A 15,684-nucleotide genomic window follows, 5' to 3' on the forward strand; every position below is an offset into this window, starting at 1 on the left:
TCACGTGGCGTTCGCCCTTGCTTCGCTGTGCCATTTTCCCTCCCCAGGACCGAAGTTTCTTTTCATACCCAACATGAATCAGATTCGTTTAAGTGGGACGGCCCTCGGCGTGTCGCGCTTATTGTCGGCTCGACGTAGTTTCGGCTCCACTTCACCATCCGGCAGGCTTTTCCGCGACCCTGGCCGTGGCGAGGTCCACAGGCCGACGGGTTCGGCGTGTCGCATCGTTTACCTATCTGACGTGGGGAAATGACAGAGGCGCGCCGCGTGACAAGCAGAGTTAAGAGCACCTTGGTATGGTTTGCCCTTGCCTGACTAGTCGAGTCAGGCGCTAAACCAATACTACACACCACTGAAATAATTTCAGTGGCATGTTCACTGGGGTGGGAACTGATGGGGAACCAATTGTTAGAACCTACTGATTTGTCCCTGCGGACAATCGAGTCCTTGCAGCTGCCGGCCTCGCCCACCCTCCCACATCTGATCAGTGCAGTAGAGCGCGCCTACGGCAAACCGTTGGAGTTCGACGAAGTCGCAGACGAGGTCTTGGCAGATGGTGTCACCGGTCGCTGGGTCGATATGCCGGACCGCGGTCTCATTCAGTACCGCCGCGGTCACGCATTCTGGTGCCGGCACGTTATTCTGCACGAATTTGGCCACATCCTGTTAGGGCACCAGGGCGAACCATCTGACGGGCTGGAGTCGGCCGGTTTCTTCTCCGGAATTGGCAAGCGCCGCGGAATCAGCTGGATGTGCCGGCCTGCCGCGATTCCACTGGAAGAGGCGGAGCAGGCGGCGGAAAACCTTGCCTATGCACTCGCTCAACGCCTGGTCACAGGCCAGGACACCTGCGTCTCTAACGCAGAACGGATTTTTGGATTGTGATTCAAGCTGCATTTTGGCTGCTGACGATTGTCTTCGTGGCACGGTTGTACCTCGTTGCGCGCCACAACGCGTCGACGGCGTTCCTGGGAGCAACAGGCGTCGGCGTCGTAGGTCTCTTCTGTACCGGCCAAATCGTCCCTGAGAGCACCCTTGACGCTCTCATCGGGGGGACCAACTGGCTTCACCTGGTGCGGAACCTCCTCGTCACGGCTGCGGTGTGGCTGGTCCGGGAGGGTGTTTTCAGCGCGCTGTCCACGGAACCGGAGATCAAGCAGCGCTTCACTCGCAGGCCGCTGTTTCTGGCAGCTCTCCTGCTGGCCATAGTCATCCCATTCACGCTTCAATCCTTCGTCCCGACGACGGACGCGTTCATACCGGAAACGGTGCACCAGCCGGCGGTCTATGTTTACGCAACTGTCTACATGGCGATCCTTGGCGGTCTGGGCTTGTCTGTCCTGCGTGTGAGCATTGGTCCACGTGACAGCCGAACCGTGCGCACCAGCGCCACGGTCGTCGGCATCGGAATGGGCCTCATGGTCCTGGGCTGTATTGACGAAATCATCTATATGAGCTTCCGCTTCGTCGGCTTCGGCAGTTCGCTGACTGATCTGACGTACCTGTTGTTCACGCCCTTCTTCTACAGCGGAATCCTGCTCACATCGCTGGGCCTCGGCATCCCGCCTATGGTGCGTCTGTGGCGCAGGCTGGCTCTCGTGGATCGGTTCTTGATTCTCGTACTCCACTGCAAGTTTCCTGCCTTGAAGGCTAAGGGGGAACGCTTTGCTTTTGCGGTGGACGTCCTGGGCCCGCGCCCGGCCGAGCGCCTATACACCTTGGTTATCGCCATCGGTGACCTTCGCGCCGCGGGCCAACAAGCAACGTATTCCCCGCCGGCTGAGAGGGCGCTTTTCCTGGCTCAGCGGCGGTTGACCAACACATTCGAGCCCCTCGGGCTGGAGCTTAGGAAAAGGGCGGAAATCTAGGTGGCTACAGACACCCAATTCGCAGTCGTTACACCTTCGGTGATTCAGCGAATCGCGCGCATTTCAACGGAAGTGGCCCAGCCGCCTCTCGTTCTCTCGCTGCTGCTCGTTCTCGCTTCAGTGCGTGACGGGGGAGGGTTGGCCGCGCTGCTTCCTGGGCTGGTAGCCGCCGTCACAATCTGCTTGGCCCCGTTGCTTGTGGTCGTCATTCTTGCCCGCCGGGGGACACTCACCGATCACCATGTGGGGGACAAGAAGCAGCGCCGTCCGGTGATGCTGTGGACGCTGGCATCGGCTCTTGTCGGCTGCGGAATACTGACGTTGATCCACACGCCGCTAACGGTTTGGGCATTGATTGCTGGGATTCTCGGCGGAATCCTGGCTCTCATTATCGTGAGCCCTTTTTGGAAAGTATCCGGGCACGCGATGACCCTTGGGGGAGCGACAATTTCCTCTGCAATACTGTTCGGAGTCTGGTCAATCCCGTTTGTGATTGCCGCGCCTTTAGTGTGCTGGTCAAGGGTCTACCTGAAGGATCACACGCTCTCGCAGGTACTGGCCGGGTTCGTAACAGGGCTTGTCGTATTCGGATCAGCCTGCCTGCTGATTCTGAACTGACATAGTATTTTTTCTGAACGTTCAGGGTCCCCAGTTTTGGAACAGCAGACCGGTACAACGAACGGCCAGATGCAGCTCCGAGAGCAGGAAAAATGACTGAGGGCACCGACCCCGTTGACAGCAGGACAGACCGGGAGGTCTTGGCGTCCAAGCTGCAACTCCTTCTCGACATCGTGCACGCCAAAGGTGCCGCCAGCTTCACCTATGAAGAGATCCGCGCCGGCCTGGCCGAACAGGGCTTCAATCTGACGAAGACCCGGTGGCATCGGCTCCTTGCGGGGTCCCCGGATAACCGGTGGGACCCGGAGCTGCTGAAAGCTCTCGCGTACTTCTTCGACGTGGACCCCGACTACCTGCTGCAGCGCAGCGGCCCTGTTCCCGAGAGGGTCGAGGCCGAACTTCGGCTGATCGAAGCTCTGCGCATCTCAGAGGTAGAACATTTTGCTGCTCGCGTCCTTGGCGAAGTGAACATCGATGCTGTCCGGGCAGTAACCGAGGCCTTGAGGAATCTTCCGAGCCGACCCCGGCCTGAGGGCACCCCGCCCGACTGAAAGAAATTCACTACTGAAATTATTTCAGTAGGATTGGTGTATGCGCCGCTACCTGCAGGCCGCCGGAAGCCGTTCTTCGGGCCGTCCTGACCATCACCACCCAGCCAAGGGTGGTCGTGGAGCTGGCGGCAATGGGCGTTTAGCCGCCCTCAGCAACTACGCCCAAAGCTTCACCCAGCAGCCTGTAGCGCCGCTCGACCTCTTCCCGCGCCAGCAGATACTGCACTCTCATCCCGTTGCGCTCCTCCGTGGCCGGCGGATCCTGGGTGGTAATCCCCTCGTCGGTGAGCAACTGCAGATTGTGTTTTGCCGTCGCCACCCCGATGCCGAGGCCCGTCGCGACCTCGCCCCGCGTGGCAGGACCGCTCTGCGCCAGGAACCCAATGATGGCCACCCTGGTCAGGTTCCCGAACGCATTAATGACCGGCTCCAAAGGAGCAGCGGTCTTCGGATGGGCATACCTGGGCATACCTGCAATCTTGCCGTACCTGCGTGTGTGCTCGCATAACAACACCATAGCGGATAGTTTAATTAACCGCTATGCTCAAGGTAGAAGTCAGTGCCATCAGGTGAAGGCAGGTTCAAATTGGGGGGAAGCAGGATGACGACGCTGTTCGATGCCAACAGGCCCGTCCGCCTCCGCAGCAAGGGTCCGTCGTGATGCAGCGGAAGTCGCTTGGCCTCGTGGCCATGATCGTGCCCCCCGGCATCTTGGTCGGATTGGTCTTTTCCATCCTCTTGCTCCTTGCCCCGGCGAAGCCGGCCGCTGCCGACTGCGGCCCGACCGTCTCAGTCACCATCAACGACGATACAAAGGTCGAGGGGTACTCCCAGGAGCAGTTGAAGAACGCCGCGGCGATTATGGGTGCCGGTAACGCGCTCGACCTTCCCGTGAAGGGCCAGATGATCAGCGTCATGGTCGCCCTGGGGGAGTCAGGACTCCGTGTCGTGGACCGCGGAGACACCGCGGGGCCGGATTCCCGTGGGTTGTTCCAACAGCGTGGGAACGGCGCCTGGGGCTCGTACTCAGACCGTATGGACCCCACGATCAGCGCCACAAACTTCATCAAGGCGCTGCAGAAGGTAGCCGGTTGGGAACTGCTGGAGCCCACTATTGCCGGCAACAAGGTCCAGCGGAACGCGGACCCCTACCACTACCAGAAGTACTGGCCCGAAGCCGTGAAACTCGTCCAGGCACTCTCGGACGGCAAATTCTCGCTGGAAGGCGGCGGCTGCGCAATTCCAGGGCAGTCGGGCGCCGGGGACGACTACCCGTGGAAGAACTCACCCACGTGGATGCAGGCCGGAGCGGGAGCAGCGGCGGCCTCGCCGCTTGGCATGTTCTATCGCGAATGCGTGGACTTTGCCCTGTGGCGGGTGAATCAGCAGATGGGATCCACCAGCGCACCGTTCAAGTTCCTCAACGGCACCTTCCGCCCGGACGGACAGGGCCTCGGTTCCGCTCTGACCTGGAAGGCCGGCTGGGACGCCAAGGGCTGGGCCACTGGCAGCACACCCAAGGTGGGCGCAGTCGTTTGGTACGCGCCCGGCGCCGGGGGAGCGGACCCGACCTATGGGCACGTCGCCGTGGTCAAGGAAGTCAAGGACAACGGGACCTACGTCGAAGAGGGCTACAACGGCAACCCGCCACCGGATGACCACAACTACTACACCCGCACCGTGAGCAACACGGTCCCGTCAGCCTTCCTGTATCTGCCCACCCAAGAGGAGAAGAAGTGAAAAAGTCACTGCCACTGACCGCGGTGGTCCTGCTGTGCACGGCCTGCGCACCGGCAGCGGACACCACACCGGTCCCGGCGATCAGCACGGCAGCCACGGCTTCTGCACCCGTCTCTCTGAGCGCGGGCAGCGGCCCGCAGGCCCCCAACGGCACCGTGCCGGCCACCACCGGCATCAGCTGGGACCAGGCTAGCAAGGACGCCGCCGTAGACACCGCCCAAAAGGCAATGACGGACTTCGCCCGCCCGAGCCCGGAGGACAAGCAGTGGGCCAACGACCTCGCCCGCTGGCTCACACCACAGGCCACCGCCGACTACTCCGCCGTGGACCCTGCCAACGTCCCCGCCACCCGGGTCACCGGCCCCGCGACCCTGACAGTTGATGACACCAACGGCTACGGCGTTCTTGCAGCCGTTCCCACCGACGCCGGGACTTACACCCTGCAGCTGCTTCGCACCGGCCCGGAGGCCGCATGGAAGGTCAACCGACTCACGCCGCCCGCCTCTTAGGCGTCCGCACTTCACCGAACCCGTCAACGTAAGGAATCAGGTTTATGAGCACCACTTCAACAGAGGTCCTGGCCTTCCCGAACATCAAGGCCATCATCAGCGACAACGGCACCGCCGAGGTCGTCGTCGCAGGAAACTCCCGCGTCGTCCCGGCAGGGGAGACCCTGCAGGACCTGCGCGACAACGCACTGGCCCTCGTCGTGGCCGAAGCCACGACGCTGCAGCGCCCCGTCCGGGTCCGCATCGAAGATCCCGAAGGCCACGGCGAGCTGATCGTCCACCCGGGCGGCAACGTCGAATCCGTCTCCTACGAGCCCCGGACCGCCCGCCGCAGAACTGCCGCACCCGCCAGCATGCCCGCTGCGGCCGCCGTCGAAACCAGCGACACCACTCCAGCGGCAACGCCTGCTGTGAAGCCTGAAGCCGCCCAGTCAACCGTGGAACGTCAGCCCTGGCCGCCCCTTCCAGCCAACACGGCGTTGGCCGAGGACGTGGCTCCGGACGACGATGAGGCACCGCAGCAGGCTGCTGCAGCCGATGCGCCGGTGACCCGACGCAGCTTGAAGGAGACCTCCTTCTTGGTCAGTGCCCCTGTGCTGGAGCCTGCCACGCAGGGCTGGCGCGGTGCGCTGACACGCCTGGGCTTCCGGATGGACCCCTCGGAGGAGGAACTGTCCGAGCGTGAAGACATCCGGACCGTCAGCCAGCACTGGCCCGGCCCACGGACCATCGCGGTGGTCAACCGCAAGGGCGGGGCCAACAAGACCCCCACCGTTGTGATGCTTTCGGCGATCCTTGCCCGCTACAGCGGCGCAGCAACGGTGGCCTGGGACAACAACGAATCCCAGGGCACCCTGGGATGGCGGACCGAGAAAGGCGCACACGACCGCAGCGTCCTGGACCTGATCGATTCCTCCACCGAGCTGCTGTCCCCGTCCACGAACGCGGCCGAGATCGCCAAGTTCGTCCACCACCAGACCGCCGACAAGTTCGACGTGCTGCGCTCGGACGAAAACGAAGAAGGCGACCACGAAGTCACCGCCGAGGAAGTGGACATCGCCCACCAGGTCCTCACCAGGTACTACCGGCTGGTCATCATGGACTCCGGCAACACCGCCCGAGCAGCGAACTGGCGGCGGATGATCGACCACACCAACCAGCTCGTCGTCCCGGTCACCGCCATCGAGGACCGCGCAGAAGCAGCACGCCTGACGCTGCAGACCCTCGAATCCCGCGGTGGCCACGACGCCCAGCTGGCGCGCAACGCCGTCGTGATCGTCTCCGAATCCACCGACGCCAAGCGCAGCATGACCGGGGACGCCCTGAAGCGTGCCAAAGCCGAAGCACAGCGGATCGCGGACGGCTTCAAGCCGTTCGTGCGCGCCGTCGTCCGCATCCCGTACGACCCCGCCCTGGTCAACGGCGCCATCCGCTACGAAGCGCTCCAGCCCGCAACCCAGCGGGCATGGCTCGCCGCGGCGGCAGCCGTCGCCAAAGGCTTCTGAGAAGGTCAGGGAACGTACGAGCTGAGAGGAGGAATCGTGCAACAGACCCTGAACCCCTGGGTTACCCGCCCCACAGCGGATGAACCGGCAGAGGAAACACTGGACGCGGCCGTTCCGCCGCCGTCGACCATCAGCGCGCCGCTGCGGGGCATGGTCGAACCAGACGCGGCAGACCGGCTCGCGTCCCGCAACATGGCCGGTACGGCCCGTCTCTGGGTTGTCGGTACCCATGGGGGAGCCGGTGAAAGCCGGATCGCTGACCTTATCGACTCTGCCCGGTCCACTGAGCATTGCTGGCCTGTTCTCCCCAGCGGCGGCCAGCCGCGGGTGCTGCTTGTCTGCCGGGCAGACCTGCGGGGCCTGACAACTGCCAGGAACGCGCTCACCCAGTGGGCGTCAGGCGCGGCCCCGCAGATCGACCTGCTTGGACTTGCCGTCCTGGCAGACGCCCCGGGAAAGACACCCAAAGCACTCCGGGACTTCGCCGTCCTCGTAGGCGGCGGGGCACCCCGGTTCTGGACTCTGCCCTGGGTGGACGTCTGGCGGCAAACCGACACCACCGAGCTGCCAGCCTCCCGCGAATACCAGCGATTCATTGCCGACGTGGCCGCCCTGGCCACGGCAACCAACCACTGAAAGGTCTCACCATGAACACGTTCACTGCACTTTCCACCAGCGTCATTCCCAACCCCACTCCGGTTGTCCCGGCGCAGGCCGGCGGTCTGCTGACCATCCTGAACTGGGCCTCCGGTATCGGCCTGGTCCTGGGCGTCCTGGGCGTCATCATCGTCGGCATCGGCATGGTTATCCAGCTCCAGCGCGGTGAAGGCGCGCAGGCGATTGGCAAGCTCGGCTGGGTGCTGATGGGCTGCATCATCATCACCGGGGCCGCGGGCATCGTCCGCGCCTTCGTCTAAGCCAGCACCATCAACGGAGGATACGAATGAGCCAGTCAACAGAGAGCACGACCGAAAGCAATCCGTTCACCAGACCCGGATTCATCATCGCGGCCGTGCTGGTGGTCGTGCTGCTGGCAGCAGGAATTCTCATCTTCCTGCTCCCTAAAAAACAGAGCGACGCCCAACCCGCGCCATCTGCTCTAGGGACCACCAGCACGACTGCTGCCCCCAGTTCCAACGCCGCTGCCGCTGACAGCAGCGTTTGCGGTCTGCCAGCATCGGCGGAAACGTCACTGGGAGCAGCACCGGAAACTAAATGGGAACTGGTTGGAACGATGGCTGCACCCACCGACCCAAAAATTGGTCCGGGGAAAACAGATGACCAGGGGATCAGGTCCTGCTTCGCGCACACCCCAAAAGGTGCGCTCTATGCAGCTGTGAATCTTTGGGCACTGGGCAGCGATCCATCCAAGGAACGTGCCATCGCCGAACAGCTTGCTGTAAAGGGGCCTGGCCGTGAGGCAGGTATGAAAGCTCCGCAAACTCAGGCTCCTTCTTCCTCAGTGAAGATCCAGATTGCCGGGTTCAACGTCTCCTATACGGCAAACCAAGCCATCGTCGATTTGGCCTTCAAGGCAGACAACGGTGCGCTTGCCTCCGTTCGCACGACGTTACTGTGGCAGGACGGCGACTGGAAGGGCGTCGTCGCCGATAATGGGGCGCCCCTGGAAGAACCGCGGCAGGTACGAGACCTGTCCGGCCTTATCCCGTGGAGTGGGGCATGAAACCCGCATGGAACCCTGTTGGGGACTGGGTTCAGGGTCTGGCCGATGACGCAGTCAGCAATTTGGCGAAGTCCATCATGGAAGGAATGAGCCAGATGGTGACCACGCTGTCGACTTTCTGGGTCTCCATGCCGACCGTGAACCTGATCAGCGAGGACCGGACCGGGGCAAGCCCTGTCGTCTCAACTGTGAACAGTCAGCTGTGGCCATGGACGCTGACGTTGGCGGTCCTGGCAGTGATCATCGGCGGCATCCGTATGATTTGGGAGCAGCGCGGCGCACCATTGAAGGATCTACTGCGCTCCCTCATCACCCTCACTGTGGTCTCCAGTCTTGGGGTGGGCGTCATCTCAATCCTGATCATTGCCGCAGACACATTTGCCTCGGCCATCATTGAACGCTCCACCGACGGCAAGGGCTTCGCCGAGTCCATGCAGGTTTTAGTCGTGACTGGTCAGAGCGGCGTAGGTGCCTTCATTTTGATCGTTTTGGGTCTCATCGGCTTGATCGCATCACTGGTGCAAATCGTGCTGATGGTAGTTCGGAGCGGCATGTTGGTCATCCTGGCGGGCATCCTGCCCACCACGGCAGCGTTCACGAACACAGAGATGGGCAGGCAGTGGTTTCAGAAGGCAATTGGTTGGACGATCGCCTTCATCCTTTACAAGCCGGCGGCAGCCATCGTGTACTCGGTCGCGTTCCTGCTGATGGGCAATACCAGCGGGCGTGATGCCCTGGTGGGTTCCATCAGCGGGTTCACTCTGATGATCGTGGCATTGTTCGCGCTCCCGGCTTTGATGCGGTTCGTCACGCCCATGGTTGGTGCGGTGGCCGCCGGCAGCGGGGCAGCGGCTGGGGCTGCCGTGGGTGCGCTTGCTACAGGAGCTGTCTCCATGGGCCGCGCAGGCAGCGGTCGCGGTAACGCGGCGCCCACGCCTGCAAGCACTAGCAGCACGACCAATACGAACTCGGGTATTTTTCCCAAGGGCAGCTCCGGCTCTTCGGGTCCCCGGGGTGGCGGAGGGCAGCCAACGCCTGGCTCTACCGGTCCGGGCGGCGCCGCCGGCACTGCAGGCACGGCGGGAGCGACCGCACCGGCCGGAGGTGTTGGGACTGCGACGGGAGTCGCGGCCGCCGGTCCGGCTGGCATGGCCGTAGCCGCAGGCGTACAGGTGGCGTCCAAGACATCAGAGGCAATCCAGACGACCGCGCAGGATTCAACGGGGGAGGGCCCCAGTGGCAGCAATTAACACCGAATACAAGGAACCGTCCTACGGGAACTGGCGCGTTCCACGCTCAGCCGGGCTGGGCAACCTCGGCGCTATCGGCACCGGTATCGTCATGGTCGGCCTCCTGCTGGGCATCGTCAGCTTCGCGATCTGGGGCCTGTTCGTCGGCCTTGGCGTCCTTGCCGTCGCCGGCGCCTGCGCGCTGTTGCTGACAGTGAAGGACAAGCATGGCCAGTCCGTAGTAGACCGTTTCGGTACCCGTATGGCTTTCAAGGTTTCCAAGTCCTCCGGCACGAACCTTTACCGTTCCGGCCCCCTTGGTGTGACCGAGTGGGGCATGTACCAGCTTCCCGGTCTGGCAGCGAAGTCAACCCTGTACGAGTTCACCGACTCCTACAAGCGCCCCTTCGCCATGCTCCACGTCCCGGCCACCAGCCACTTCACCGTGGTCTTCTCCACCGAACCTGACGGCGCCTCCCTCGTTGACCCCGAGCAGGTCGATGCCTGGGTAGCGAACTGGGGCGGCTGGCTCGCCGGGCTCGCCGACGAGGCAGGCCTGGACGCCGCGGCCGTCACCGTCGAGACCGCCCCGGACTCCGGGTACCGGCTGCGGAATGAGGTCTTGATGAACATCGACCCGAACGCTCCGCAGTTCGCCAGGGACATGCTCCACGAGGTCGTCGACACCTACCCGGAAGGATCGGCCACGGTCCGCGCCTGGGTATCCCTGACCTTCAATGCCTCCCTGCGCGCAGGCTCGAAAAAGCGCACCCCCGAAGACGTCGCCCGCGACCTGGCCTCCCGGATCCCCGGGCTGTCGGCACGGCTGCAATCCACCGGGGCCGGGATCGCCCGGCCCATGTCCGCACAGGAACTCTGCGAGGTTGTCCGGATCGCCTACGACCCGCCCGCCGCGCTCATCATCGACGAAGCCCACGCCGCCGGCACCCCCGTATCCCTGAGCTGGGGCGAAGTCGGCCCGACCGCGACTCAAGCAAGCTGGGACGACTACCGCCACGACTCCGCCTTCTCGGCCTCCTGGACCATGACCGGTGCTCCCCGCGGATCCGTAAACTCCTCCGTCCTGTCACGGTTGCTCGCCCCGCACGGGGACATAGACCGCAAGCGCGTCTCCCTGCTCTACCGCCCGATGGACTCGGCCCGCGCCGCAACGGTCGTTGAGCGGGACCAGAACAACGCCAACGTCCGCATCACCTCCGGCACCCGCCCAACAGCACGGGCACTGATCGATGCCCGCTCTGCTGCGCAGACCGCCCAGGAAGAAGCCCAGGGCGCCGGTCTGGTGAACTTCGGCATGGTCGTCACCGCCACGGTGACCGACAAGGAACGCCTGCCCGACGCCGTTGCCGCCATCGAGCAGACCTCCGGCACTGCCCGGGTGCTGTTGCGCCGCGCCTACGGCTCCCAGGACACCGCCTTCGCAGCCTCCCTGCCCCTCGGTCTGGTCCTGCCCAAACACAGCATGGTGCCCACCGAGATTAAGGACGCCCTCTAATGGCCCGTATGACGCTCTTGACAGCAAAGAAGGCAAAGACAGTAAAGACAGCAAAAGTTCCGGCAAAGGAAGCAGGGCCTGGCTCGCGGGGCTGGACCGGACGGGGCGGCGGCATGGCCCAGCTGCTCCCGTCCGTCCGAGAGTATCGGGGAACGACCGTCCAGGTCTGCGGGCTGTGGCCGTTCTCTTCGGGTGCGTCATCGCCCATGATTGGCGTCCCGCTGGGCCGGCATGAGGAAACCCAGGCAACGGTGTGCTGTGACCCGATCAGCTGGTTCCAGCGCGCACGGCTGATTTCCAACCCGTCCGCGTTCATCCTCGGAAAACCCGGCCTCGGAAAGTCCACGGTCGTGCGCCGGATGTTCATCGGCCTCTCCGCGCAGGGCGTCCACCCGCTGATCCTGGGCGACCTCAAAGGCGAGCACGTCAAAGCCGTCAAAGCCCTCGGCGGGCAGGTCATCAAGCTCGGCCGCGGCGTCGGCTACATGAACATCCTCGATCCAGGGCAGGCCGTCGAAGCAGCCCAGCTGCTCGAAGACAGCGGGCATCACGAAGACGCAGCGCGTGTCCGCGCCGACGCCCACGGCCGGCGCCTGACCATGGTCGTCTCCCTCATCACCATCAGCCGGAACAACCCGCCCACGGACCAGGAACAAACCATCGTGGACCGTGCCCTGCGGGTCCTCGATGAACGCTTCGACGGCGTCCCGGTCCTCAAAGACCTGCTGGACGTGATCGTTTCCGCGCCGGACGAGCTGCGCCAGGTCGCGCTGGACCGCGGCGACACGAGCATCTACCTGCAGGAAACCCGGGCGCTCGAAGCAACCCTACTGGGCCTGACCGGGGGCGGAAAGCTGGGCGAAATCTTCTCCCGGCAAACCACGAACCCGATGAAGCGGGACCGCGCCGTCGTCTTCGATGTCTCCAGCATCGACGAGACCGAAACCGATCTACAGGCAGCCGTGCTGCTGGCCTGCTGGTCCTACGGTTTCGGCACCGTGAACGTCGCCAACGCCCTCGCCGACGCAGGCCTGGAGCCGCGCAGGAACTACTTCGTTGTATTGGATGAGCTGTGGCGGGCCCTGCGCGCCGGCAAAGGCATGGTCGACCGGGTAGACGCGCTCACAAGGCTCAACCGGTCCGTCGGCGTCGGGCAAATCATGATCTCCCACACCATGTCCGACCTGCTGGCACTGCCCGCAGAAGAGGACCGGATGAAAGCCCGGGGCTTCGTCGAACGCTCCGGCATGGTCATCTGCGGCGGCCTCCCCGCATCCGAAATGCCGCTGCTGACCTCCGCAATCCCGCTGTCCCGCCAGGAACAGCAAAAGCTCATCTCCTGGCAGGACCCGCCCGCGTGGGACTCCCGCGGTGTCGACGTCGAACCGCCAGGACGTGGAAAGTTCCTCATCAAGGTCGGCGGCCGCCCCGGAATCCCCGTCCAGGTCGGACTGACCTCCGTGGAGCACGGCCCGGACGGCGTCAACGACACCGACGGGAAATGGCACGGAGCGCCGGAACCCATCCTTGACCCCGCCGCACCCGTCATGCCCACTGAAGGAGGCTCGCTGTGAGCGCACCGAACCGCAAAGGCATGGGCCTCGGGGAGGCCATCCTCGTATGGCTGGCCATCGGATTCATCGTCGTCTTCGGCGGTGGCACGTACGCCGCCGCACACATCGGCTCATGGATGGCCGGCATCGACGCACCTCCGGCCCACCCCGTTGACCTGATCGCCGGGCTCATCAAGGGCAAGGTGCTCTGGCCCGTCCAGTCCACAGTCGTCGTCTGCGTGCTGGTCGGCCTGGTGCTGGCCCTGGCCGTCGTCGTCCTGGTGGCGTGGCGGCAAGGTGCGTCCAAGCGCGCCCGAGTGGACAAGGCCGCCCGCTACCTCGGCCGCGGCAAATCCCTCGCTGCCTTCTCCCACAAAGGAGCCCAAGCCAAGGCCGAACGACTGGGCATCAAGGACAACCCCGGCATCGTCGTCGGCAAAGTTGTCTCCACCGGCCAGAAATTCGTCCAGTCCTGGGAAGACCTCAGCCTCGACATCTGGGGACCCCGGACAGGTAAATCGACCTCCCGTGTGATGCCCGCGATCCTGGACGCTCCCGGCGCCGTCGTCTCCACGTCCAATAAGCGTGACGTCGTTGACGGCACCCGTGGCGTCCGCGAGACCACGGCCCCGGTCTGGGTGTTCGACCCGCAGAAGATCGCCCAGGAAGAACCAGACTGGTGGTGGAACCCCCTGTCCTACGTCACGGACGAAGAGAAGGCGTACAAGCTCACCCAGCACTTCTCCGTCGGGTCGCGGGTGCCGGGCTCCAAGCCCGACGCTTACTTCGACCCCAAAGCAGAAGACATCCTGTCCTCGTACTTCCTCGCGGCCGCGCTCGGGGAACTGCCGATCACGCAGGTCTACCTGTGGGTGACGGAGCAGGTGAACCGCGAACCGATCAACATCCTCAAAGCCCACGACTATGAGCTGCAGTACAAGGGCCTGGAGTCCACGCTGGAGCTGGCCGACAAGCAGCGCGACGGTATCTTCGGCACTGCCGAGAAGATGATCCAGTGCCTCAAGAGCCGCAACACCCTCCGCTGGGTCGCCCCGACCGGAGGGGCAAGCGTCGCCAGTGATCTGCGTCGGCAATTCAACCCGCACGCCTTCGCCGCATCCCAGGAGACGATCTACATCCTCTCCAAGGAAGGGGCAGGCTCAGCAGCCCCACTCACCACGGCACTGACCGTGGCGATCGCTGAAGCCATGGAGGAACGGGCCGAGCGCAACGGCGGCCGCCTGACCAAACCTGCGCTCTTCGCCCTCGACGAGCTGGCCAACGTCGTCCGATGGGCCGGCCTGCCGGACCAGTTCAGCCACTACGGCTCCAAGGGCCTAATCGTTATGGGCATCCTGCAGTCCTGGTCCCAGGGCGTCGAACTCTGGGGCGAGGCCAACATGCGGAAAATCTGGTCCGCTGCCAACGTCAAGGTCTACGGCGGCGGTGTCGCAGAAGAAGGCTTCCTCCGCGCCCTTTCTGACCTGATCGGGGACTACAGCTACATCAACGTCTCCGTCTCATCCGGGAAGTCCGGATCCAGCCGCTCCCGACAGGAGTCGAAGGAGCGCATCTTGGATGTCTCCAACCTCGCTGAGCTGGACCGCGGCCGCGCCGTCGTCCTGGCCTCTGGGGCGCCGGCCACCCTTGTCCGGACGATGCCCTGGTACACCGGCCCCCACAAGGACGCGGTGGAGTCTTCAATCAAAAAGTACAGCCCCCAGCCCGAGGAAGAGGAGGTGCCGGTGGTGGCAGCTGCGCCGGCATCAAATCCATGGGTAAAGAGCTAAAAGGGGAGTATTTGCCATGACAGACGATTTTGGACTGTTTGATACGGACACTCCTGCCCCCGGGCCAAGCGGCAACGACAACAAGACGGAGAAGGCCCCCGAGCTGGTCTATGGCTCGGCCGAAGAGTTCCTACACGAGCAACTGCTGCCCACCTATGTCCGCAGCGTCACCGGAAAATCCGCGAAGTGGTGCATCGAGTGGTACTTCCACCCCGAGGCCGTCTCGCGAGTAGCGGCAATGTGGCGGGCCTGGGAGCACCTCCGCCTCGACCCCGCCACCGGCATGAGCGTCTGGTGGCGAGACCACGCAGACCACCACATGCGAGTCCTCCTGGACCCGCAAGGCCCGTTCTACAACTGCGACATGAAGGAACACCGCGACCCCGAACATCTCGAACCAAAGAAGGCCCCCGCCGGCTGGTTTCCGGACGTGCGGGCTATCCCCACCTAAAAGCATCGGTTCAATAAATAAGTCGGGGCTGGAATCCGTTAGAGATCCCAGCCCCGACTTTCTTTTGTTTCGTATCCTAGTGAGCGGCTTCGTACTTCTCTACGACTTCCGCTTGAATACGACCACGAGTATTTACCTGGATGCCGTTCTCAACTGCCCACATCCGTACCGCTTTAGCGTCCGGCCCACCCTGGGAGGACTTGGTACGGGCCGCCTGACGACCACGTCCGCCAGATACCCGGCGTCCAGCGCCGGTAAAACGACTCAGGACTCCACGCAGTTCGCTCGCGTGCCCCTCATTCAGATCAATCACGTATTCACTGCCGTCGAGGGCGAAAGATACCGTTTCGCTAGCTTCCGAGCCATCAATGTCATCTTCCAGAACCACGACCGTCTTTTTTGCCATAAAACGATTTTAACAGCCTGTTGAACGAACGGATGCGCCACTCAACCGGTGATTAATAACCAAGTAGCGGTGGATAACCCAAAAGGATAGTCCCCGGATGGGGGGCAGATGGACATCAACGGTTGTGCCTTTGCGGCGGTGCTGCCTTCTCGACATGGAGGGCAGCAAAGGCTATTGGCAAGCCTTGGGATCCTCGTTCTGGCGCGCCTACTGCTCGGGCCGTCCACGAGTTAGCTGCTGCCCAACCGGGGTTGGACTACAAAG

At 63.5% G+C, this 15,684-nt stretch carries 17 protein-coding genes; 15 read left to right on the plus strand and 2 right to left on the minus strand.

The genetic code is table 11. The features are described from left to right. Nucleotides 1–447 precede the first annotated feature (447 nt). The 4 genes from ACZ9J7_RS20775 (at nt 448) to ACZ9J7_RS20790 (ending at nt 3,037) form a co-directional block, all read left to right on the plus strand. Nucleotides 448–885, plus strand: coding sequence for a hypothetical protein (locus tag ACZ9J7_RS20775; protein WP_476211975.1), 438 nt, complete (start codon nt 448–450; stop codon nt 883–885). Next, nucleotides 882–1,868: a hypothetical protein gene (locus tag ACZ9J7_RS20780; protein WP_476211976.1), complete on the plus strand. Its 987-nt coding sequence runs from the start codon at nt 882–884 to the stop codon at nt 1,866–1,868. The genes ACZ9J7_RS20775 and ACZ9J7_RS20780 overlap by 4 nt, the downstream gene beginning before the upstream one ends. Then, nucleotides 1,869–2,486 (plus strand): phosphatase PAP2 family protein, encoded by a 618-nt coding sequence (locus ACZ9J7_RS20785; RefSeq protein ID WP_476211977.1) that lies wholly within the window; start codon nt 1,869–1,871, stop codon nt 2,484–2,486. 92 nt (nt 2,487–2,578) lie between these two features. Further along, on the plus strand, nt 2,579–3,037 hold the full coding sequence (locus ACZ9J7_RS20790; protein ID WP_476211978.1) for a hypothetical protein: 459 nt from the start codon (nt 2,579–2,581) through the stop codon (nt 3,035–3,037). A 139-nt stretch (nt 3,038–3,176) separates the two neighbouring features. On the opposite strand, the gene ACZ9J7_RS20795 is transcribed toward ACZ9J7_RS20790, so the two are convergent. Beyond that, on the minus strand, nt 3,177–3,506 hold the full coding sequence (locus tag ACZ9J7_RS20795; RefSeq protein ID WP_476211979.1) for an ArsR/SmtB family transcription factor: 330 nt from the start codon (nt 3,504–3,506) through the stop codon (nt 3,177–3,179). 191 nt (nt 3,507–3,697) lie between these two features. Between ACZ9J7_RS20795 and ACZ9J7_RS20800 the strand changes: the two genes are divergently transcribed. The 11 genes from ACZ9J7_RS20800 to ACZ9J7_RS20850 are packed head-to-tail and all read left to right on the plus strand — an operon-like array spanning nt 3,698 to nt 15,014. Beyond that, entirely contained in the window at nt 3,698–4,777 is a 1,080-nt protein-coding gene (locus tag ACZ9J7_RS20800; protein ID WP_476211980.1) for a CHAP domain-containing protein, read from the plus strand. Then, nucleotides 4,774–5,286 carry a hypothetical protein gene (locus tag ACZ9J7_RS20805; RefSeq protein ID WP_476211981.1) on the plus strand — a complete coding sequence of 171 codons (513 nt, stop codon included), beginning with the start codon at nt 4,774–4,776 and terminating at the stop codon, nt 5,284–5,286. Before ACZ9J7_RS20800 ends, ACZ9J7_RS20805 begins: the two co-directional genes overlap by 4 nt. Nucleotides 5,287–5,330: 44 nt before the next feature. Then, on the plus strand, nt 5,331–6,791 hold the full coding sequence (locus ACZ9J7_RS20810; RefSeq protein WP_476211982.1) for a MinD/ParA family ATP-binding protein: 1,461 nt from the start codon (nt 5,331–5,333) through the stop codon (nt 6,789–6,791). Between the two features lie 36 nt (nt 6,792–6,827). Continuing rightward, nucleotides 6,828–7,427, plus strand: coding sequence for a DUF6668 family protein (locus ACZ9J7_RS20815; protein ID WP_476211983.1), 600 nt, complete (start codon nt 6,828–6,830; stop codon nt 7,425–7,427). Between the two features lie 11 nt (nt 7,428–7,438). Continuing rightward, nucleotides 7,439–7,708, plus strand: a complete 270-nt coding sequence (locus ACZ9J7_RS20820; RefSeq protein WP_214944378.1) for a hypothetical protein — start codon at nt 7,439–7,441, stop codon at nt 7,706–7,708. A gap of 26 nt (nt 7,709–7,734) precedes the next feature. Beyond that, nucleotides 7,735–8,475 carry a DUF8175 domain-containg protein gene (locus tag ACZ9J7_RS20825; RefSeq protein ID WP_476211984.1) on the plus strand — a complete coding sequence of 247 codons (741 nt, stop codon included), beginning with the start codon at nt 7,735–7,737 and terminating at the stop codon, nt 8,473–8,475. Continuing rightward, on the plus strand, nt 8,472–9,725 hold the full coding sequence (locus ACZ9J7_RS20830; RefSeq protein WP_476211985.1) for a TrbL/VirB6 family protein: 1,254 nt from the start codon (nt 8,472–8,474) through the stop codon (nt 9,723–9,725). Before ACZ9J7_RS20825 ends, ACZ9J7_RS20830 begins: the two co-directional genes overlap by 4 nt. Beyond that, nucleotides 9,712–11,220 (plus strand): SCO6880 family protein, encoded by a 1,509-nt coding sequence (locus tag ACZ9J7_RS20835; RefSeq protein ID WP_476211986.1) that lies wholly within the window; start codon nt 9,712–9,714, stop codon nt 11,218–11,220. The genes ACZ9J7_RS20830 and ACZ9J7_RS20835 overlap by 14 nt, the downstream gene beginning before the upstream one ends. Further along, nucleotides 11,220–12,794 carry a helicase HerA domain-containing protein gene (locus ACZ9J7_RS20840; RefSeq protein WP_476211987.1) on the plus strand — a complete coding sequence of 525 codons (1,575 nt, stop codon included), beginning with the start codon at nt 11,220–11,222 and terminating at the stop codon, nt 12,792–12,794. The genes ACZ9J7_RS20835 and ACZ9J7_RS20840 overlap by 1 nt, the downstream gene beginning before the upstream one ends. Further along, the gene (locus tag ACZ9J7_RS20845; RefSeq protein WP_476211988.1) at nt 12,791–14,563 is read left to right on the plus strand and encodes a type IV secretory system conjugative DNA transfer family protein; all 1,773 of its coding nucleotides are present in this window, start codon (nt 12,791–12,793) and stop codon (nt 14,561–14,563) included. The genes ACZ9J7_RS20840 and ACZ9J7_RS20845 overlap by 4 nt, the downstream gene beginning before the upstream one ends. 16 nt (nt 14,564–14,579) lie before the next feature. After that, nucleotides 14,580–15,014, plus strand: a complete 435-nt coding sequence (locus tag ACZ9J7_RS20850; protein WP_476211989.1) for a DUF4913 domain-containing protein — start codon at nt 14,580–14,582, stop codon at nt 15,012–15,014. 76 nt (nt 15,015–15,090) lie between these two features. Here ACZ9J7_RS20850 and ACZ9J7_RS20855 read toward each other — a convergent pair whose 3' ends face one another. Next, nucleotides 15,091–15,420: a histone-like nucleoid-structuring protein Lsr2 gene (locus tag ACZ9J7_RS20855; RefSeq protein WP_476211990.1), complete on the minus strand. Its 330-nt coding sequence runs from the start codon at nt 15,418–15,420 to the stop codon at nt 15,091–15,093. Between the last annotated feature and the right edge of the window lie 264 nt (nt 15,421–15,684).

It is taken from the genome of Pseudarthrobacter sp. TE9888 (assembly GCF_056279345.1).